Genomic DNA, 18,366 nt, shown 5'->3' with positions numbered 1-18,366 from the left:
AAATCACTGAGTGGCAATCTCCCAACTCTTCCCTGAGAGTAATCCTCGGGCGATATTATTTGATCTTGATGGCACTTTGGTTGATAGCGTGCCGGATATCGCCGCGGCGATCATTAACACCTTGAGTGAACTAAAGCTGCCGTTGCCTACCGAGCTGGAGGTAAGAGCCTGGGTGGGGAATGGTGCGTTGATGCTAGTACAGCGCGGTCTGGCTTGGGCGAAGCAGGTAAAGATTGAAGCGGTTGCGGAAGCCGACTTAGCCAAGGCGCATGCGATCTTCCTACACCACTATCAACAATCCAATGGCGCCAATAGTCGCCTATACCCCGGTGTGAATGAAGCACTGGCCCAGTGGCAGCAGCAGGCTATGCCAATGGCGGTGGTGACTAATAAGCCGATACAGTTTGTGCCCAACCTGTTGGCAGGTCTGGGGGTTGATCAATATTTTAAGGTATTGGTAGGCGGTGAGTGCGTGGCTGAACGCAAGCCCGCGCCCATGATGCTGTTGCATGCTTGTGAGCAGCTGGGAGTAGCGCCGGCTGCGTGTTTAATGGTCGGTGATTCCCGTCACGATGTGCAGGCAGCCAAGGCGGCCAATATACCGGTAGCGGCGGTCAACTACGGTTATAACCACGGTGAAGCGATTGAGTTGTCCGCGCCAAATTGTGTCGTAGCCAATTTACTCGATTTATTTAACTAACAGCTTGGGTTTATGATCGGCGGAAAAATTACCCTTATGAAAAGGATTTTGATGCCGGCAACACCTTTTAATCCCCTGGCGGCTTGAGTACAATGCGGGCAATCCTTTCCAATAACCCTGTACTGATCCGGGTTGGCTTGGAGAAGCGGACAGCTACCCTAATAGGCTGAAACAGAATGAATACAGTAAATAGACATGTCAGCGGATTGCTAATAGCAGCGGCTGACCTTGGTGAGATTGCTCGCTGGCGATGGTAAACCGCTGCTGGTTGTGCGTTGTCGCGGCCACTTCTGTCTGATTTTATTGTACTGTTACCACCGTTTTTCTAAGGAATTACCATGAACGCCCAACAATTTGCCGAGCTGGCAAAGCAAAACTATAACCGCATCCCCGTCTGCCGCGAAGTGTTGGCAGATCTTGATACCCCCTTAAGCAGTTACTTGAAATTGGCCCATGGGGATTACTCTTATTTTTTTGAATCGGTCCATGGTGGTGAAAAATGGGGCCGTTATTCCATTATCGGGTTACCTTGCCGCACCGTATTAAAAATTAATGGCTTTGAAGCTACTGTTGAAACCGATGGCGAAATCGTTGAGCGGCTGCAGCTGGAAGACCCGTTGGCATTTGTAGAAGAGTTTCAACAGCGCTATCAAGTGCCTAAGCTTGAAGCCATGCCGTTGTTTCATGGCGGATTGGTGGGTTATTTTGGTTACGACACCGTGCGCTATGTTGAGAAAAAACTGCGGGACACTGCACCGGAAGATAAAATTGGCACACCGGATATTTTATTGATGGTATCCGATGAAGTGCTGGTGTTTGATAATCTATCCGGCACCATTAAGTTAATTGTGCACGCGGACCCGGCTCAGGACAATGCTTACCAGCAGGCATTAGAGCGGTTGGATGTGTTGGCCAATCGTTTGCCGCAATCGATTCCTGCCTTGCCGGAATTGAATTTACAAGCAGGCGCCGATGGCATTGATGAAAGTGATTTTGTATCCAGCTTCGGCGAAGAAAATTTCAAACAAGCAGTCGATACGATTAAGCAATATGTCTTGGCAGGGGATGCGATGCAGGTGGTGGTGTCGCAGCGTCTATCTATTCCTTTTACTGCAGAACCAATCAACTTGTACCGCGCACTTCGCAATTTAAATCCTTCCCCCTATATGTATTTTCTGAATTTAAAAGACTTTCATATTGTCGGTTCTTCGCCAGAAATTTTAGCGCGATTGGAAAATAACGAAGTGTTTGTGCGCCCCATTGCCGGCACTCGTCGTCGTGGCCATAACGAGGCTGAAGATTTAGCGCTGGAACAGGATTTGTTAGCGGACCCGAAAGAAATCGCCGAGCATTTAATGCTGATTGATTTAGGTCGCAATGACGCGGGTAGGGTGTCGGAAATCGGCACCGTAGAGTTAACTGAAAAAATGGTAGTCGAGCGCTACTCCCATGTTATGCACATCGTTTCTAACGTTAAAGGTCAGCTGAAAGAAGGCAAGACCGCGATGGATGTGTTACGGGCAACATTGCCTGCGGGCACCTTAAGTGGCGCGCCAAAAATTCGCGCCATGGAAATTATTGATGAGCTGGAGCCTGTTAAGCGCGGGGTTTATGGTGGCGCGGTAGGTTATCTGTCATGGCACGGGGATATGGACACCGCTATTGCGATTCGCACCGCGGTGATCAAAGATCAGCAATTGCATATTCAAGCAGGCGCTGGAGTGGTGGCCGATTCGCAGCCACGGCTGGAGTGGAAAGAAACCATGAATAAAGCGCGAGCAATTTTTACTGCAGCAGCGATGGTGCAGCGGAAAGATGTGCCGAACAATAGCGCACAGCCAAAGGAGCAAAAGTAATGTTATTAATGATCGATAACTACGACTCCTTTACCTATAACGTCGTGCAGTACCTCGGTGAATTAAACGCTGAAGTGAAAGTCGTGCGCAATGATGAAATTACTATCGCCGATATTGAGGCCATGCAGCCAGAAAAGATCGTAGTCTCACCAGGGCCATGTACGCCTAATGAGGCGGGAATTTCGATGGCAGTAATTGAAAAGTTCGCTGGACGTATTCCGCTGTTAGGTATTTGTTTGGGTCACCAGAGTATTGGTCAGGTCTTTGGCGGTAACATTGTGCGGGCGCGGCAGGTGATGCATGGCAAAACCTCGGCGATTTATCATAATGACCAGGGTGTGTTCAGCGATTTACGCAATCCTTTTATTGCCACTCGCTACCACTCGTTGGTGATTGAAAAAACGTCGCTGCCTGCCTGTCTGGAAATGACGGCCTGGACGCAAACTGAAGACGGCGAAGTGGATGAGATTATGGGAGTGCGGCATAAAACCCTGGATGTTGAAGGTGTGCAGTTCCACCCGGAATCTATTTTGACTGAGCATGGTCATGATTTGTTGAAAAACTTTTTAGATAAATAGTGTGTCTTTCATCCCCTGCTTGATCGGGAAAACACACAAAGTGCTAAACCCATTCGTCATTCCCGACTTGATCGGGAATCCAGTGCTACGAGGTGCTGAGTATGGAGCATTAAATAAGTCTTCGGGTAATTAGCTATTTTTGTGCCCTGTAGTTCTGGATCCCCGATCAAGTCGAGGATGACATGATGGCTTTTAGTTTAGGAGAATTAGGTTTATCTATAGAGGTTCAGATGTATTCCGAACCGCAATACACGGCAGCGGCAATCGATAATCAGCTGCTGCCACGGTTAAATTAGTAAGCAGGAAAATAACAATGAATATCCAAGCCGCAATTGCAGCCGTCATCGAAAATCATTCATTGAGAACCGAGCAAATGATTGCTGTTATGCGGCAGATCATGACCGGTGAATGCACCGATGCGCAAATCGCCGGGTTTTTGGTGGCGCTGCGTATGAAGGGTGAAAGTGTCGAAGAAATTATTGGCGCGGCTACCGTGATGCGTGAGTTGGCCACGGGTGTGAAAGTTAGTGGCGACCATATTGTTGATATTGTCGGCACCGGAGGCGATGGCAGTAGCACGTTTAATATTTCCACCGCCAGTACGTTTGTGGTGGCGGCTGCCGGTGGTCAGGTGGCTAAGCACGGCAATCGTTCAGTGAGTTCCAAAAGCGGTGCAGCGGATTTGTTAGAGGCCGCCGGTGTGCGTTTGGATTTATCTGCGGAAGAAGTATCACGTTGTGTTGCTGAAGTGGGGGTGGGTTTTATGTTCGCACTTAACCATCACAGTGCCATGAAGCATGCGATCGGCCCCCGTAAAGAGCTGGCTACCCGCACGCTGTTTAATTTATTAGGGCCGATTACTAATCCGGCCGGCGCGCCGAATCAATTGCTGGGCGTGTATAGCAAACATTGGGTTCGTCCTATCGCTGAGGTGTTAAGAAGCTTGGGTAGTAATCATGTGCTGGTAGTGCATTCGGCAGATGGTATGGATGAAATAAGCATAGCCGACAAAACTTTTGTCGCAGAATTAAAAGACGGCGACATTAACGAGTATGAAATTACACCCGAACAGTTTGGTTTTGAAAGCAGCTCTTTGGCGCCTTTAAAAGTGGCCAATGCCGAAGAAAGCTTGCAACTGATCCAGTCATTGTTATCGGGCAAGTCAGGTCCGGCAGCCGATATCGTTGCGCTTAATGCCGGCGCGGCCATTTATGCGGCTAACCTTGTAACCAGTTTGGAGCAAGGTGTTGAGCAGGCACGGACTATTCTAGCCAGCGGTAGCGGTGCGGAAAAATTAAATCAGTTAGTGCAGCTGACGCAGTCAATGAAAAGCCAGGCTTAAGATTATGAGTACCCCCACGATTTTAAAAAAGATTGTTGAGCGCAAGCATCAGGAAATCGCTGAGCGCTCGGCATTGGTTTCGATTAACAATTTGCAACAACAGATCAGTCAACAAACCCCTTGTCGGGGTTTTGTTCAGGCAATGCAAAATAAATTGGCAGCGGGGCAGTCGGCGGTTATTGCCGAAGCGAAAAAAGCCTCGCCCAGTAAAGGTGTTATCCGCGAACATTTTGACCCGGCCGCTATTGCCAAAAGTTATCAGGCCGGTGGTGCTGCTTGTTTGTCAGTGCTAACCGATAAAGATTTTTTTCAAGGTTGCGAAGCGTATCTACAGCAGGCGCGGGCGGCTTGTGAACTGCCGGTGATCCGCAAAGATTTTATGGTAGATCCCTATCAGGTGGTAGAGGCTAGAGCTATTGGCGCGGACTGTATTTTGCTAATTGTTGCCTGTTTGGAAGACAGCCAAATGGCTGAACTGGATGCGGCGGCGAAAGAGCTGGGACTTGATGTATTGATCGAAGTGCACAGCCGACAGGAGCTGGAGCGGTCCTTGCTGTTAGGTAACACGCTGGTTGGCATTAATAACCGTGATTTGAATACGTTTGAAACCTCACTCAATACCACATTTGATTTATTGCCTTATATTCCCGCTGACCACATTGTGGTCACTGAAAGTAGTATTCATACCCCGGAAGATGTGGCCGCTATGCGTGAGCATCAGGTTAATGCTTTTTTGGTGGGGGAGGCGTTTATGCGCGCAGAGCACCCAGGGGAAAAGTTAAAGGCGTTATTCTTTTAGCGGGATTAGTTTTAGCCTTTGTTTCAGATATAAAAAAGCCGCAATGATTGCGGCTTTTTTGTGCGTGATAAGGGAGCGAATTATCGCGTCCCAAATACCACCATGGTCTTACCCTTAGCTTCTACTAGTCCTTGTTCCTCTAAGGTCTTTAATACCCGGCCAACCATTTCGCGGGAGCAGCCTACAATCCGGCCAATTTCCTGGCGGGTGATTTTGATTTGCATGCCGTCAGGATGAGTCATGGCATCGGGCTGTTTGCACAGGTCAAGTAGCGTGCGGGCGACACGGCCGGTAACATCCAAAAAGGCCAAATCACCCACTTTACGGGTGGTGGCGCGCAGGCTCTTGGCCATTTGGGTACCAACCGCCAGCAAAAATTCGGGGTTGGTTTTGACTAAATCATGGAATTTGGCATAGCTGATTTCACCGACCTCGCAGGCGGTTTTGGCTTTTACCCAGGCGCTGCGGGATTGTTGATCGTCGAACAGCCCCATTTCACCAAAAAAGTCGCCCTTATTGAGGTAGGCTACGATAATTTCTTTACCATCATCATCCTCGATCATGACGGTGACCGAGCCTTCAATGATGTAATACAGTGAATCGCTGGTATCACCAGCATAGATCAGGGTGCTTTTTGCGGGTAGCGACGTCGATGACAGTGACTCAGAAATTCTTCCACATTCTCGATGTGCGGGTTTAAAGCTAGGCTAACCAAGGGGGCGTTCCTCTATCTTATATTGTGCTAATACTAGGATCATATATTTATGATCTTCCAGTATGGTCGTAAATTTCAATATGCGCTAGTCGATGTGGGGTGTAACTATTTGGTGCTTATGGGTGGTGTGCTAAGCTTGCCCCTTTGTCACCTATGACTAACCTGAACAAGCCCGTACTGGCTAAATTTTCAGCAGTAGGGCAATCAATAAGTGAACTAGAAGCATGAAAGCAACCGTAACATGGCAAGACGGCGTCAGTTTTGCCGCTGAATCAGAAACTGGTCACCGCGTGGTGATGGATGGGCCGCCGGATCTGGGTGGTCGTGATCTGGGTCCGCGCCCATGGAAATGTTATTGATGGGGATGGGGGGGTGCGCGTCATTCGATGTGCTCTCGATGTTGAAAAAGTCCCGTCAGGACGTTACTGCTTGCGTGGCTGAGCTTGATGCCGACCGCGCCGATGCGGTGCCAGCGGTATTTACCAAAATCCATTTAAAGTTTGTGGTTACCGGCAAACAATTGAAAGAAGCCCATGTGAAGCGGGCGGTGAGCTTATCGGCGGAAAAGTATTGTTCTGCTTCGATCATGATGGAGGCTGCCGGTGTAGCGGTGACGCACAGTTATGAAATTATTGAGCTAGCCGATTAATGTTAGCGATCTGTCCACCACCAGAGGCATAAAAGATGACCAGCGCAGTCAACCGTCCCGCCCCCACCGCAGGTATGCGGCACGTGGCATTATTTGTGGAAAGCTTTGAAGAGACGGTGATGTTCTATACCAAATTATTGGGTATGGCGATCGAGTGGGAGCCGGACCCTGATAATGTTTATCTCACGTCGGGTAACGATAATCTTGCACTGCATCGCTACAAAGGCGGCGAGCGGCCACCGGCTGTACAACGTTTGGATCATATCGGTTTTATTATTGACGATATCGATCAGGTCGATGTCTGGCATCATTTTTTACAAGAACATGGCGTGCGGATAAAAAATCCACCCAAGACCCATCGTGATGGTGCGCGCAGTTTTTATTGTCTGGACCCGGATGGCACGGTGGTGCAGATGATTTTTCACCCACCTATTTCCAAATCCCGATAAATAATTTTGCATAGCTGAAAATTGCGGGCGGATAACCGTTGAATTTGACGCTGTTCAGTTTTGACAGAATTTTTCGATACCGCTCTAATTTTTTTCCTGTTATAGTTGCGCCCGCAAACCTAAGGGGTGGCTTCGGCCTGAGATACTCAACAGATTTTATCTAATGGGTAAACCCTTGAACCTGATCCGGTTAATACCGGCGTAGGAATAGGTATATAGTCCAAAGCCCTCTTCACGTCGCACACCGGGTCTCTTTCATTTTTATTTTGTAACGAGAGAGAACCATGAAATATCCTTTAATTAAAAAATCTACTGCTCTATCGCTTGGCATTGTTGTCAGTGCGATTAATGTGGCGATGTCTGTCCATGCGAGTTCTGCAGCAACTGGTAAAAAAACCAGCGGTTTGGAAGAAGTTGTCGTTACTAGTCAGTTTCGCGACACAAACATACTTGAACTCGCCAGTAGTGTCAGTGTTTTTGACCAATCAATCATCAATGCTCGCGGCGCTACAAATCTTGAGCAATTATTAAACTTGGCGCCCAATGTAAATTTTTCCAGCGGTGCTTCTCGCGGTCGTTATATTCAAATTCGCGGCATTGGTGAGCGCAGTCAATTTGTTGATCCGGTTAATCCATCAGTGGGTTTGATTATTGACGGTGTTGATTTTACCGGTCTGGGTTTAGCTGCCAGTACACTGGATATCGAGCAGGTAGAAATATTACGCGGTCCGCAAGGAACCTTGTACGGCGCTAACGCTTTAGCCGGTTTGATTACGATGCAAAGTCATGCGCCTTCAACAACGCCTATGGCAAAAGTGTTCGCCGAAGTCGCTGAATATAATAGTACGACATTGGGAGCAGTAGTTAGCGGCCCGTTGACTGATCGTTTGGCTTATCGCATCGCCGCCCAGAATCAGCAGTCCGATGGTTATATCGATAATAGGTATTTGGGTAAGGATGATACTAACAATATCGATGAGTCGATAGTCCGGGCTAAGTTACGTTTTCAGGCGCACGACGATCTGCAATTGGATTTTTCCATGCTCTATGTCGATGTCGACAATGGCTATGATGTTTTTACTTTGGATAATAGCCGCAATACCTTATCAGATGAGCCCGGGCAGGATAGGCAGGAAACTGTGGCTGGCTCGTTTAGCGCACAATGGACCGGTGGTGAATGGTTTGCTGTAGAAACTGTTATCAGTGTTGCCAATTCTGAAACCGAATATGGCTATGATGAAGATTGGGTCTATGTGGGTTTTCATCCCGATGAATATGTTTCAACTGATAACTATGAGCGGGATAAAGATAATATCAGTGCCGATGTGCGCTTAATATCAGCGCCGGAACACAATATTTTTAATAGTAGCAGTAGCTGGGTACTGGGCGCTTATGTTCGCCATGAGGATGAGGAGCTGGTTCGCGGTAATGGTTTTGAAAATCAATTTGATACTGAAAATTACGCGGTTTACGGACAGCTAAGAACTGCTCTGAGTAATAAGCTTGAGCTGGTCACCGGCTTGCGCTATGAAGAGAGAAAAGCTGAATACGGTGATAGTTTGGCGGTGCAATCGGTTAATGATGAAGATTTATGGGGTGGAAATATTACGCTGGAGTATCAGTACGCGGACAATGCTTTGCTGTACGCAACGATCTCTCGTGGCTATAAAGCCGGGGGCGTGAATGGGAAAATTATTTCTGCGGCTGCCGGTAACCCGGATATCAGTAGCGATGTATTTGAATTTGATACCGAGCATATGCTTAATTATGAACTGGGATTAAAGGGAGCGTGGATGGATAACCGCCTGCAAGCGCAGCTAGTTGCTTTCTACCAGGATAGAAGTGACGTCCAAGCCAAGCAATCCATTTTTGATCCCAATGATTTTTCCTTTGATGATTTTCTGGCAAATGCTGCCGGAGGAAAAACTACGGGGATAGAAATGGAATTGAACTTTCTTGCTACAGACTCCGTGCGATTATTTGCAGCGCTGGGTTGGTTAGATGCAGAATTTGATGATTTTCTTAGCGCTTCACATGTCGATGCGAAAGATGATTGGAATGGCATCGTTTTCGCCCCCGTGGATCTGGATGGTCGCAATGTAGCACATGCGCCGGAGTATCAATTCTTTATTGGTACTGAGCTATCGCTGATGACGCGTTTGATTTTACGTGTGGAAGTCGAAGGTAAGGATGCGTTTTATTTCTCGAATAGTCACGATCAGCAATCGGATGCCTATGAGTTACTTAATGCCCGTCTGACTTATCAGGGAGATAACTGGGATGTGGCTTTATGGGCGAGGAATTTAACGGATGAAGATTACCAAACCCGAGGTTTTTACTTCAGTAATCAATTTGGCAATAACCCCGCTAACGGCTATGCCCCGGAAACCTATGTTCAGTATGGTGAGCCGCGCGTTGCCGGTATTTCGGCCAGCTATACTTTTTAATACCGATGGGCGGTGCACAGCCGCCCGTTTATTTTGGAGCCAGAATATGAAACTCTCAGTTGAAATCAGTAAGTACCCGTTAAAAGATGAATATATTCCCGCTATCAAGGATTTTATTGATCGCTTGAATACCTATCTTGATTTAAAAGTCATTACCAACACCATGAGTACCCAGGTGTTTGGTGAGTATGACTTGGTGATGGATGTAATGAAAAAAGAAATTCGCCATTCGTATGAAAAATATGGCCGCGCCATTTTTGTCTGCAAGTTTATCGAGGGCGACCTTAGCCCGGGCAAAGATTGATGGTTGAAAAAAACTTGAGTGCCGCAGTTATTGAGGCCTATCAGGCAATGTCCTGGTGGGAATTGTTAGCAGTGGTACTGGCTTTGGCTTATTTGCTATTGGCAATGAAGGAGCATATCAGTTGCTGGTATGCTGCCTTTATTAGCACGTCTATTTATGTATTCCTGTTCTGGGATGTTAATTTGCTGATGGAATCTGCTTTGCAGATTTATTATCTGGCGATGGCGGTGTATGGTTGGTGGCAGTGGCGCCATCATCAAAATAGTGCGCAAGATCTGGCGATTCATCGCTGGTCCTTGAAGACTCATGGTTTGGTGTGGTTTGCGCTTTGCGGGCTAACCTTGGGGTCAGGCTATTGGTTACAACAGTCAACGCAGGCGGCACTACCTTATTTGGATTCATTTACTACCTGGGGCGCGGTGATTACGACTTATATGGTTGCCCGCAAAGTGTTGGAAAATTGGTTGTACTGGATAATTATCGATGGCGCTTCGGTGTATTTGTATATTGATAGAGAGTTGTATCTAACTGCTATATTATTTGTGCTTTATGTGGTGTTAGTGGTTTTCGGTTTTTTTCAGTGGTATGCCATTTATAAGCAACAGCCTAACACTGTTAAATAATAAAAAAGTGATTAATGAATGGGTTCAGCATTGCCAGATATTATTCCCGCCGATTGGTCGCAATGGAGTGAAACCAAACCGTTTATTATTGAGCCGCTACTTGGTGGCTTAACAAATAAAAGTTTTTTAATCTCTGCTAATAATACTGTCCTGGTATTACGCATCAATTCCCCTATCAGTGCGGCTCTGGATTTGAATCGTGTCGCTGAAACCCAGGCTTTACAGTTGGCAGATAGCGCTGGATTATGTGCTGGGCTGGTCTATTGTGATCCACAGTATCAATATTTGGTGACTCGGCACATAGCAGGTAAGCAGTGGTCGTTGAATGCAGAAGGTTTAGTGCAATTGGCGCAGCTACTACGAGATATCCATCAATTGCCAGCGATTACTGCCGAGCTGGATATAAGCGCTAAAATAAGCAGTTACTGGGGATCAATCGGCAGCCATCATGATTTTGTACCGGCTTTACAATCCCTCAATACAAAAATGCAAAGTCACATCGATCATGCACAGGCTTTGAGCAATGGGCGTTACCTTTGCCACAATGATTTATTAGTGGATAATTTGATCGCTGCCGATAGCGGCAAGTTGTACGCTATTGATTGGGAATATACGGCGATGGCAGACTCTTTCTATGAGTTGGCGGTAATCGTCGAAGGCCATCGTTTGGATGAGCTCCAGCAACAACATTTACTGTCGAATTATTTGGGGCGCGCGGTCAGTGATAAAGATTGGCAGCGTCTATTTCATTGGCGGCTTATTTATGGCTATTTAGCGCTATTGTGGTATGTGGTGCAGCTTTCTACCGGCGCAATGACGCAGCCGGGTATTCAACAATATATTCAAGATCAAATACTCTATTTGTCTGAACAAGTTGCCTAGAGATTTAGTTTCGATGAGTCGTCGGCTGTTAATCATTTTAGTGTTGCTATTACTGCCTTGGTTTTTTATCGGCGGGCCGGACTACTACGCTTCACGTTTATTCAGGGAAGTGTGGAATCTTGGGCACATTGTTTTTTTTGCTTTAGCTGGCTACTTGCTATTATCTCTGTCAATGGGGCCGTTGCGCACCAGGGTTTTCAAAGGCTTGTGGTTAGTTGTGGTATTTAGTCTGGTGGTCGGGTGGTTGATTGAAGTAGCCCAATACGGTAGCGCCAGAGAACCTGATAGTGTAGATGTGCTGCGCGATCTGCTCGGTGGTCTGATTGCGTATTTGGTTTTCTTTAGCTCGCAGTGGCAGCAGCGGTTAGCTTTATTTAATAGTTTGTTATTAATTGCGCTGGTTGCTGTGGTGTTGCAGCTAACAATAATTGGTTTGTTGGCCGGGGATGAGCTGCGTATGCAGCGGGCGTTTCCAGTGCTGGCGGATTTCGAAACCGTCACTGAGTTAACTCGTTGGTCTGGTGATGCACAGTTTTCACAATCTTCCGAGTATGTGGAGCACGGTGAATATAGTTTGAAGGTGGTAGTCGCTAAGCAGCCCTTTTCTGGTGTTGCGTTGCGTTATTTGGAATCAGATTGGCGTAACTATCAACAATTGTTAGTAGCGGTTTATAATCCTGATCCCGAGGCATTCCCTGTTGTATTGCGAATTGATGATGTTGCCCATCGACAAGGGGAGCAATTATTCAGCGATCGGTTTAATCGCCGGTTTGAGGTGTTGCATGGTTGGAATCAGTGGGTGATTGCGTTAACTGATATTGCTTCGGCACCAAATACCCGCCAGCTGGATTTGGAGAATATTGGAGAACTACATTTTTTTATGGTAAATCCGGAGCCAGATAAAACTTTTTATCTCGATCATGTACGTTTGCGTTAAACAGCTTTTGGCCACTTGAGATCAGCTAAAGCTGTGCCAAAGCCCCATCAAACTTAATAGCAATAAAATCAAACCTAAATAGCGATAAAAAAGCACCGGGTCAGCTTGCAGCATGCGGTCGTGAAAACGCAGGCCAATCATATGTCCCACACCGGCGGCTGGTAATAACCATAAGTGGTGGATAAGTTGCAAGTCCACGCCGACATAAATAAATGCCACCATTTTAATCGTTACCAATACAAACCAGAGTACGAACAGGCTATCGCGTAATTGATGGCGATCAATATGTTTGGCGAGCACAGCGATAATTAATGGCGCACCAATTAATGAAGTGCCACTAATGTAGCCGCCCAACATCAAGAAACCAATATCCAGTGCTTTATTTTGACTGCTGAAAGCGCGGTTAAAAATATAGGTGAGGGAGTAAGCGGCAACAATGGTAAAAATAATGCCGCTTAATAATTCGGCGGGTAGTGTTACCAAGCCGAATATCCCAATCATTTTTGGCACAATGATAATGCCAAAAGCGTAGCGTAAATAGCGCCAGTTAATCGTGCTGGCTTGCTGTTGGTGACTGGCTTTTTGGTGGCTTTGAATAACTGTGAGCGCTGAAAAAAACAGCAAATGAACTGAAATTAATGGCAGCCAAATTAGCGGGTCATTGACCAGTATTAACAAAAATGGCAGTGCAAAAACGGCGCCGCCAAAGCCTAGTCCGGAACGGACAAAACCGCTCCAGACAAACACCAGAGCGATCGCTGCATATTGGTACCAGGATAAGTCGGACATATTCTATGCGTTGCTTAGTTGCCCGAAGAACTCGCCCATTACCGTGGGGCTGCCGGCGTTAAGTTGCTCATTCCATTCAATCACGTCTTTGCCGAATACCACGATAGCGGTGGAGCCTAATTTAAAACGCCCCATCTCCTCGCCTTTTTGCAGAGTGACTTCTTGCCGACTAGCCAAATAGTCAGTAGTGATAATCTGGCGCTTGATCGGTGCAACCTGGCCTGCCCATACTGTTTCAATACCAGCCACTATCATTGCACCCACTAACACCACTGCCATGGGGCCAGCTTCGGTGTCAAAAATACACACCGCACGCTCGTTACGTGAAAATAAACGCGGTACATTTTCGGCAGTGACGGTGTTTACTGAAAACAAATCCCCCGGCACGTATACCATATGCGTTAGTTTACCGGTCAGTGGCATGTGTACCCGGTGATAATCTTTGGGCGAAAGATAGACCGTAGAAAATTTTCCATCCTGAAAAGGCTGCGCTAGCGCATCATCGCCGCCCAGTAATTCTACCAGGCTATAGCTTTGGCCTTTGGCTTGGAAAATGCGGCCGTTAGTAATATCGCCTTGCTGACTGATGGCGCCATCGGCGGGGCAGGCTAGAGTTTTTTTGCCGTCGATTTCATCGTCAACCAGTGGGCGGGCATCGTTGTTTAATTCGCGAGTAAAAAAAGCGTTAAAGTTTTTATAGTTATGGGGTTCCGGATCGGCGGCTTCTTCCATGTTAACTTGGTAGCGGCCGATAAACCAATCGATGAAATTATTTTTAATCCACGGTATTTCGCACTCAGCCAGCATGCCAGCTGCACGAGACAGCAGATGCTGGGGAATGATGTGTTGAAAAATAATAAACAGAATATTCATTGCGGGTCCTGAAAAAGTAGTCTGAAAAGAAATGAGCTATTAATTATTGACGGCTTTCGGCTTCAATCGGGGTGTCCTCACGGTTGCCCCATTCTGACCAGGAGCCGTGATAACCCTTGATGTTGGGGTAGCCTAAAATTTTCATCGCTAAATAACTCAGGCCCGAGCGGTGATGGGTTTGGCAATGGGTGACGATGGTTTTATCTTTGCTTAATCCCAGACTGTTTAAACGTTTTTGTAAACCGTCCAAATCAATCATGCGCATATTGCGGTCGCGATCCATTAATTCCAGCCAGTCGATATTGACAGCGCCTGGAATACGGCCGCCGCGTTTTGCCACAATTTTAGTGCCGTCGTATTCGGCGGCGGAGCGCGCATCCCAAACAGCAAAATTCGTATCAGCCAAGTGAGGAATAATGTCATCAATGTCAGCGATGGGGGCGGGATCAATATTCACCACATAGTTTACCTGCTTGCCAGCATTTACTGTGGTTTCAATGGGATGCCCTTCGTTTACCCAAGCGTGCAAACCGCCATTTAGGTAGGAGGTGTTTTTATGGCCGAGTACATCCAGTGTCCAGATTAACCGCCCGGCCCAGCCGCCGCCTTCATCGTCATAGGCAATAACATGTTGGTCCGCAGTCAAACCAATACGGGAAAATAAGTCAGCTAACTGTTCCTTGCTGGGAAGTTTGCCCGGTACCGGCGCAGTGCCTGCCTGCAGTGCTTTGGGTTCAATGTGAATAGCTCCGGGGACATGGTGTTGATGGTAATTGGCGGCGCTACAGGTATCGAGGATTAATAACTTGTGCTCGCCGCTGCTGATCATGGCGGCGAGTTGTTCGGCTTCCAATAATAGCGGGATCGCTGGCTGGCTCATAAAAAATTCCACATCTGTAGTATTGGTCGATGGTGTCAGGCTGGACAGGTGGCGGATTGTACTACTAGATGACGTTTGATTACAGGTGCGTTGCGCCGGCAGCGCGGTGTTTTCGGCGTTGCGACACTACGGCAGATTGGATGCTTGCAAACAGTGGCTGATCGCGCTGCAACATTGTTTAAATAGTGAGTATTGACGGTCCGATAAAGGGCGATTGCTCAAACCGCGATCGGCGTAAATCAATGCTACCGGTTTTTTGTGCGAGAAAATCGACATCATCATAAACTCATCCGCGGCGCAGGCTTGTTTGAAATTGCCGGGCAGTAAGGGCCAGATTTTTGCGTGACTGCTGGCTTGTAGTCGCACACTCACCGGCTGCTGAAATAATTTGTTAAACAAATCGCCCTTGCGCAGGGTGTGGCGAAAGTTTTTCAGTGCCGGGCTATCAGTTGCGCCACAGCTATAGTAAGTACGTAATTCCTTGCTGGCGATATTGAGCAGGCCGGCGCTGGCGCGTTCAAAGCCAGCGTGTTCACATAAGCTGTTAACTGCAAAATTCATAACGTCGTGCAGCCCTGAGAAACTGTTAGCTTGTTGCTGCAGCCGCTCAATCGACTCGATAAAACCGGTGGGAGCATTGGCTAGTAAAGCCTGATTGATAGTATTGTGCGGCGCGGAGGTGGTGTTTGCCGCTGTCGGCTGAGTGGTTGTGTTAGTGCTTGGCTTAGTATTGGTCAGAGAAACAGTATCGGCGACAGTTTGTTCAGTGTTTTGCTGGTCTACTTCATGCAGGTGTTCGGCATGCTGATAGCCACTGATCAAGCGTAATGCAGGAGTGAGTGGATTATTAAGCAGTGATTGACGACTAAATTCTGCTGCCTGCTGGTGAGTGCAGGCAATCATGTCATCACCGCTGCGATTCAATGCGGTGGCTAATACTTGCTGGTCTTGCAAGGTGGCATCTGAATACCAATCCCAGTCAGCGTGATCAGCAAAACGGTTGGCCAGTGCAATTAAAAACCCGCTACTGGCGCACAATTGCTGCCAGTCCGGGTAGGCTTCTAATGCGGGTTGCGCCGTATTGGCTTCCAGCTCACTTAACTGCTGCCAGATTTCTTCGTCACCACTGACATCGGTTTGCCAGCTGTGTTGGCTGCCTGTTGGCAAGTGCCAGTGTTGGCTCAGCTCCGCTGCCAGGCTATTAATGTCGGTACCGAGAATTTGAAGTTGCTGTTGACGACTATTGGCTGGATCGGCGGCGTACAACTGTTGCAGTTGTCGCATTTGTGCCCCGCCATGAAACCATAATGCCCACAGTGGCGCACGCTGAAATAATGCCGACCAGTAGCAATCCACTGTTGACCAATAGGGGTTGAGTTTAGCCCAGCAACTCGCTTGATAAGCTGCGTGCAGGCTGAGATTAAGTTGCTGCTGATACTCTGGCAAATAAGCAAAATCCGCGGGGTATTCCTGGCTCTGTTGAATAAGTTGTTCGGCTCGTGGGAAGCCCAATAAGCTGATGGCATGTGTTAGCGATTGGGTTTCATTACCGGCGGCGGCGAGAGAGCTATTGGCGCTACACATTACTAACAAACATAGCGCTGGGTCGGCCTGTAAAATGTTGGCAATATTGTTGGCGTTAGCTGTGGGGCTATGCAGTTTTTGCAACGCCGCTTGTTTAACCTCAGGATTTACCGGCAGCTCAAATGTTGCCAGCATCGTTAGCCAGTGTTGATGTTGTTCAGACTGTTTTGTTGTTTGAGGTGCTGGCATGATGGTTCAGTTTGCTCTGCGCTCTATGTTGTTAATCGTTGGCGGCCTTGTTTATCCTTTATAGCATTTCCAGTGAGTTGGCGATGGATTCAAAACTGGCGAGTCGCCGCTCGCTGATTTTGTTGTCTGCCAATGCCGTCAATAAGGCACAGCCCGGTTCACTTTGGTGCTGGCAATCACGGAATTTACAGCTGCCTAAAAACGGCCGAAACTCAACAAAGCCATCCAATACTTGTTCGCGCTCCATATGCCATAAGCCAAATTCACGAATCCCTGGCGAATCAACCAAATCCCCACCATCGGGAAAATGAAACAGTTTTGCGGTAGTGGTAGTGTGAGTACCAGTGGCATGGGCTTTGGAAAGCTCTCCCACTTTAATATCCACGCCAGGTAGCAGTGCGTTCACCAGCGAAGATTTGCCCACTCCGGATTGGCCAACAAATACACTGGTGCGATCTTTCAGCAGTGCTTTTAATTCTGTCAAGCCGTCGGCGGATTTAGTCGAGGCCTGTAACACCCGATAACCAATATCAGGATAAACCGATAATAAGGATTCGATATTTTCACGGTTGTCGGCATCAATCAAATCAACCTTGTTCAGCAAAATTAATGGTTCAATGTCTACCGACTCCGCGGCTACCAGATAGCGATCGACCAGATTAGCGTGAGGTTCCGGCAGTGGTGCAATCACAATAACAATGTAATCAATATTGGCAGCAACGGGCCGCAATTGGCCGTGCATATCGGGGCGCGATAACTCGGAATCGCGGGGCAGGCTGGCGACGATGACACCGGTGGGGTTGCCTGCGCGCCAAATGACTTTATCGCCGGTTACCAGCGTATCCAGATTGGCGCGCAGATGGCAGCGCGCAATCTTGCCAATATCGGCACCCTGTTGGCACTCCACATCCACCTGATTGCCAAAGTGCGCAATCACCAGGCCTTGCTGTTCATCGCCTAATTCCCCTTCGTTCAATTGCTGATCAACAAAGTCGGCACGCTTGGCCGCACGTTGTGTGCGCTCGTCCTGAATCTTTTGTACCCGCCAGTTTTGGCGGCGGGTGAGTTTGCGTTTGCTCATGCAGGGGCTTTTTTAGTCAAGGAGGCATCTATTATTAAGACAACGCAGCAATTTTGCTACACTTAGGCCCTAATAAACTCATTAAAGAGTTGGCAATCACCCTATTTTGGAATTATTCATGGCAGCTGCAAGCAACACCGACCTAAATTTGATTTGGATTGATCTGGAAATGACCGGCCTGGAGCCTGCTACCGATCAAATTATTGAAATCGCCACCGTTGTTACCGATTCCGATCTAAACACTATTGCCGAAGGCCCGGTATTGGCGATTCATCAATCAGCAGCAACCATGGCCGCGATGGATGAATGGAATACCAGTCATCACGGTGATTCCGGTCTCACCAAGCGAGTACTGGAAAGTACTATCAGTGTTCGCGATGCCGAGCTGCAAACGCTGGCGTTTTTACGTCAGCATGTGCCCGCCGGTACCTCGCCCATTTGCGGTAATACCATCGGTCAGGATCGCCGTTTTTTAGTGAAGTACATGCCCGAGTTGGAAGTGTATTTTCATTACCGTAATTTGGATGTCAGTACGATTAAGGAGTTGGTGCGTCGCTGGCGGCCTGATTTATTGGGGGGCTTTAGTAAAAAGGGCGCACATCTGGCGTTGGATGATATTCGCGAGTCGATTGCTGAGTTGCAGTATTATCGTGAGGTGTTTTTGAAGGTTTAGGTTTTGCCGGGCAACC

17 protein-coding genes, 2 pseudogenes and 1 riboswitch are annotated in these 18,366 nt (G+C 47.7%); of the genes and pseudogenes, 13 read left to right on the top strand and 6 right to left on the bottom strand.

The features are described from left to right. Positions 1-10: 10 nt before the first annotated feature. The 5 genes from UNITIG_RS09690 to trpC all read left to right on the top strand — a co-directional run bounded on the left by UNITIG_RS09690 (position 11) and on the right by trpC (position 5,275). On the top strand, positions 11-700 hold the full coding sequence (locus tag UNITIG_RS09690; RefSeq protein WP_200821256.1) for a phosphoglycolate phosphatase: 690 nt from the start codon (positions 11-13) through the stop codon (positions 698-700). Positions 701-1,038: 338 nt separating this feature from the next. Beyond that, complete coding sequence (gene trpE, locus UNITIG_RS09685) at positions 1,039-2,556, top strand: anthranilate synthase component I (protein WP_101758196.1); 1,518 nt, start codon at positions 1,039-1,041, stop codon at positions 2,554-2,556. Beyond that, a complete protein-coding gene (locus UNITIG_RS09680) occupies positions 2,556-3,134 on the top strand; it encodes an aminodeoxychorismate/anthranilate synthase component II (RefSeq protein ID WP_101758195.1) in 579 nt (192 codons plus the stop codon). Before trpE ends, UNITIG_RS09680 begins: the two co-directional genes overlap by 1 nt. A 313-nt stretch (positions 3,135-3,447) precedes the next feature. Beyond that, positions 3,448-4,476 carry an anthranilate phosphoribosyltransferase gene (gene trpD, locus UNITIG_RS09675; protein ID WP_101758194.1) on the top strand — a complete coding sequence of 343 codons (1,029 nt, stop codon included), beginning with the start codon at positions 3,448-3,450 and terminating at the stop codon, positions 4,474-4,476. A gap of 4 nt (positions 4,477-4,480) precedes the next feature. Further along, positions 4,481-5,275, top strand: coding sequence for an indole-3-glycerol phosphate synthase TrpC (gene trpC / locus UNITIG_RS09670; protein WP_200821255.1), 795 nt, complete (start codon positions 4,481-4,483; stop codon positions 5,273-5,275). A gap of 80 nt (positions 5,276-5,355) precedes the next feature. Here trpC and crp read toward each other — a convergent pair. Continuing rightward, positions 5,356-5,990: pseudogene (gene crp / locus UNITIG_RS09665) on the bottom strand (cAMP-activated global transcriptional regulator CRP). 224 nt (positions 5,991-6,214) lie between these two features. Between crp and UNITIG_RS09660 the strand changes: the two are divergent. The 7 genes and pseudogenes from UNITIG_RS09660 to UNITIG_RS09630 all read left to right on the top strand — a co-directional run bounded on the left by UNITIG_RS09660 (position 6,215) and on the right by UNITIG_RS09630 (position 12,281). Next, a pseudogene (locus UNITIG_RS09660) lies at positions 6,215-6,639 on the top strand (OsmC family protein). Between the two features lie 35 nt (positions 6,640-6,674). Continuing rightward, the gene (locus tag UNITIG_RS09655) at positions 6,675-7,088 is read left to right on the top strand and encodes a VOC family protein (RefSeq protein WP_235015337.1); all 414 of its coding nucleotides are present in this window, start codon (positions 6,675-6,677) and stop codon (positions 7,086-7,088) included. Between the two features lie 112 nt (positions 7,089-7,200). Continuing rightward, a riboswitch (TPP riboswitch) is annotated at positions 7,201-7,313 on the top strand. A gap of 59 nt (positions 7,314-7,372) precedes the next feature. After that, positions 7,373-9,535 (top strand): TonB-dependent receptor, encoded by a 2,163-nt coding sequence (locus tag UNITIG_RS09650; RefSeq protein ID WP_101758192.1) that lies wholly within the window; start codon positions 7,373-7,375, stop codon positions 9,533-9,535. Between the two features lie 46 nt (positions 9,536-9,581). Next, positions 9,582-9,839, top strand: coding sequence for a hypothetical protein (locus UNITIG_RS09645; protein WP_101758191.1), 258 nt, complete (start codon positions 9,582-9,584; stop codon positions 9,837-9,839). Then, the gene (gene pnuC / locus UNITIG_RS09640) at positions 9,839-10,462 is read left to right on the top strand and encodes a nicotinamide riboside transporter PnuC (RefSeq protein ID WP_101758190.1); all 624 of its coding nucleotides are present in this window, start codon (positions 9,839-9,841) and stop codon (positions 10,460-10,462) included. Before UNITIG_RS09645 ends, pnuC begins: the two co-directional genes overlap by 1 nt. An 18-nt stretch (positions 10,463-10,480) precedes the next feature. Next, the gene (locus UNITIG_RS09635; RefSeq protein WP_101758189.1) at positions 10,481-11,344 is read left to right on the top strand and encodes a choline kinase family protein; all 864 of its coding nucleotides are present in this window, start codon (positions 10,481-10,483) and stop codon (positions 11,342-11,344) included. Positions 11,345-11,357: 13 nt separating this feature from the next. Continuing rightward, positions 11,358-12,281, top strand: coding sequence for a VanZ family protein (locus tag UNITIG_RS09630; RefSeq protein WP_101758188.1), 924 nt, complete (start codon positions 11,358-11,360; stop codon positions 12,279-12,281). 21 nt (positions 12,282-12,302) lie between these two features. On the opposite strand, the gene UNITIG_RS09625 is transcribed toward UNITIG_RS09630, so the two are convergent. From UNITIG_RS09625 to rsgA, 5 genes are all read right to left on the bottom strand, one after another. Then, positions 12,303-13,070, bottom strand: coding sequence for a TSUP family transporter (locus UNITIG_RS09625; RefSeq protein ID WP_101758187.1), 768 nt, complete (start codon positions 13,068-13,070; stop codon positions 12,303-12,305). A gap of 3 nt (positions 13,071-13,073) precedes the next feature. Further along, positions 13,074-13,943, bottom strand: coding sequence for an archaetidylserine decarboxylase (gene asd / locus UNITIG_RS09620; RefSeq protein WP_101758186.1), 870 nt, complete (start codon positions 13,941-13,943; stop codon positions 13,074-13,076). A 43-nt stretch (positions 13,944-13,986) separates the two neighbouring features. Beyond that, positions 13,987-14,823: a sulfurtransferase gene (locus UNITIG_RS09615; protein ID WP_101758185.1), complete on the bottom strand. Its 837-nt coding sequence runs from the start codon at positions 14,821-14,823 to the stop codon at positions 13,987-13,989. A 126-nt stretch (positions 14,824-14,949) separates the two neighbouring features. Beyond that, the gene (locus UNITIG_RS09610) at positions 14,950-16,596 is read right to left on the bottom strand and encodes an HDOD domain-containing protein (RefSeq protein WP_101758184.1); all 1,647 of its coding nucleotides are present in this window, start codon (positions 16,594-16,596) and stop codon (positions 14,950-14,952) included. 58 nt (positions 16,597-16,654) lie between these two features. After that, on the bottom strand, positions 16,655-17,677 hold the full coding sequence (gene rsgA / locus UNITIG_RS09605) for a small ribosomal subunit biogenesis GTPase RsgA (protein WP_101758183.1): 1,023 nt from the start codon (positions 17,675-17,677) through the stop codon (positions 16,655-16,657). 118 nt (positions 17,678-17,795) lie between these two features. On the opposite strand from rsgA, the gene orn reads away from it, so the two are divergent. Continuing rightward, positions 17,796-18,350, top strand: a complete 555-nt coding sequence (gene orn, locus UNITIG_RS09600) for an oligoribonuclease (RefSeq protein WP_101758182.1) — start codon at positions 17,796-17,798, stop codon at positions 18,348-18,350. The last annotated feature ends 16 nt before the right edge of the window (positions 18,351-18,366 follow it).

Source organism: Oceanicoccus sp. KOV_DT_Chl (assembly GCF_900120175.1).
Lineage (GTDB): Bacteria > Pseudomonadota > Gammaproteobacteria > Pseudomonadales > Dasaniaceae > Oceanicoccus.
The sequence above is the reverse complement of the archived record's forward strand: the minus strand, read 5'-3'. Positions and strand labels throughout refer to the sequence as shown.

What these genes read in the sequence shown, in the direction of transcription:
- trpE (WP_101758196.1), top strand. Translation starts at nt 1,039, where the DNA reads ATGAACGCCCAACAATTTGCCGAGCTGGCAAAGCAAAACTATAACCGC.
- UNITIG_RS09680 (WP_101758195.1), top strand. Translation starts at nt 2,556, where the DNA reads ATGTTATTAATGATCGATAACTACGACTCCTTTACCTATAACGTCGTG.
- trpD (WP_101758194.1), top strand. Translation starts at nt 3,448, where the DNA reads ATGAATATCCAAGCCGCAATTGCAGCCGTCATCGAAAATCATTCATTG.
- trpC (WP_200821255.1), top strand. Translation starts at nt 4,481, where the DNA reads ATGAGTACCCCCACGATTTTAAAAAAGATTGTTGAGCGCAAGCATCAG.
- UNITIG_RS09655 (WP_235015337.1), top strand. Translation starts at nt 6,675, where the DNA reads ATGACCAGCGCAGTCAACCGTCCCGCCCCCACCGCAGGTATGCGGCAC.
- UNITIG_RS09650 (WP_101758192.1), top strand. Translation starts at nt 7,373, where the DNA reads ATGAAATATCCTTTAATTAAAAAATCTACTGCTCTATCGCTTGGCATT.
- UNITIG_RS09645 (WP_101758191.1), top strand. Translation starts at nt 9,582, where the DNA reads ATGAAACTCTCAGTTGAAATCAGTAAGTACCCGTTAAAAGATGAATAT.
- pnuC (WP_101758190.1), top strand. Translation starts at nt 9,839, where the DNA reads ATGGTTGAAAAAAACTTGAGTGCCGCAGTTATTGAGGCCTATCAGGCA.
- UNITIG_RS09635 (WP_101758189.1), top strand. Translation starts at nt 10,481, where the DNA reads ATGGGTTCAGCATTGCCAGATATTATTCCCGCCGATTGGTCGCAATGG.
- UNITIG_RS09630 (WP_101758188.1), top strand. Translation starts at nt 11,358, where the DNA reads ATGAGTCGTCGGCTGTTAATCATTTTAGTGTTGCTATTACTGCCTTGG.
- UNITIG_RS09625 (WP_101758187.1), bottom strand. Translation starts at nt 13,070, where the DNA reads ATGTCCGACTTATCCTGGTACCAATATGCAGCGATCGCTCTGGTGTTT.
- asd (WP_101758186.1), bottom strand. Translation starts at nt 13,943, where the DNA reads ATGAATATTCTGTTTATTATTTTTCAACACATCATTCCCCAGCATCTG.
- UNITIG_RS09615 (WP_101758185.1), bottom strand. Translation starts at nt 14,823, where the DNA reads ATGAGCCAGCCAGCGATCCCGCTATTATTGGAAGCCGAACAACTCGCC.
- UNITIG_RS09610 (WP_101758184.1), bottom strand. Translation starts at nt 16,596, where the DNA reads ATGCCAGCACCTCAAACAACAAAACAGTCTGAACAACATCAACACTGG.
- rsgA (WP_101758183.1), bottom strand. Translation starts at nt 17,677, where the DNA reads ATGAGCAAACGCAAACTCACCCGCCGCCAAAACTGGCGGGTACAAAAG.
- orn (WP_101758182.1), top strand. Translation starts at nt 17,796, where the DNA reads ATGGCAGCTGCAAGCAACACCGACCTAAATTTGATTTGGATTGATCTG.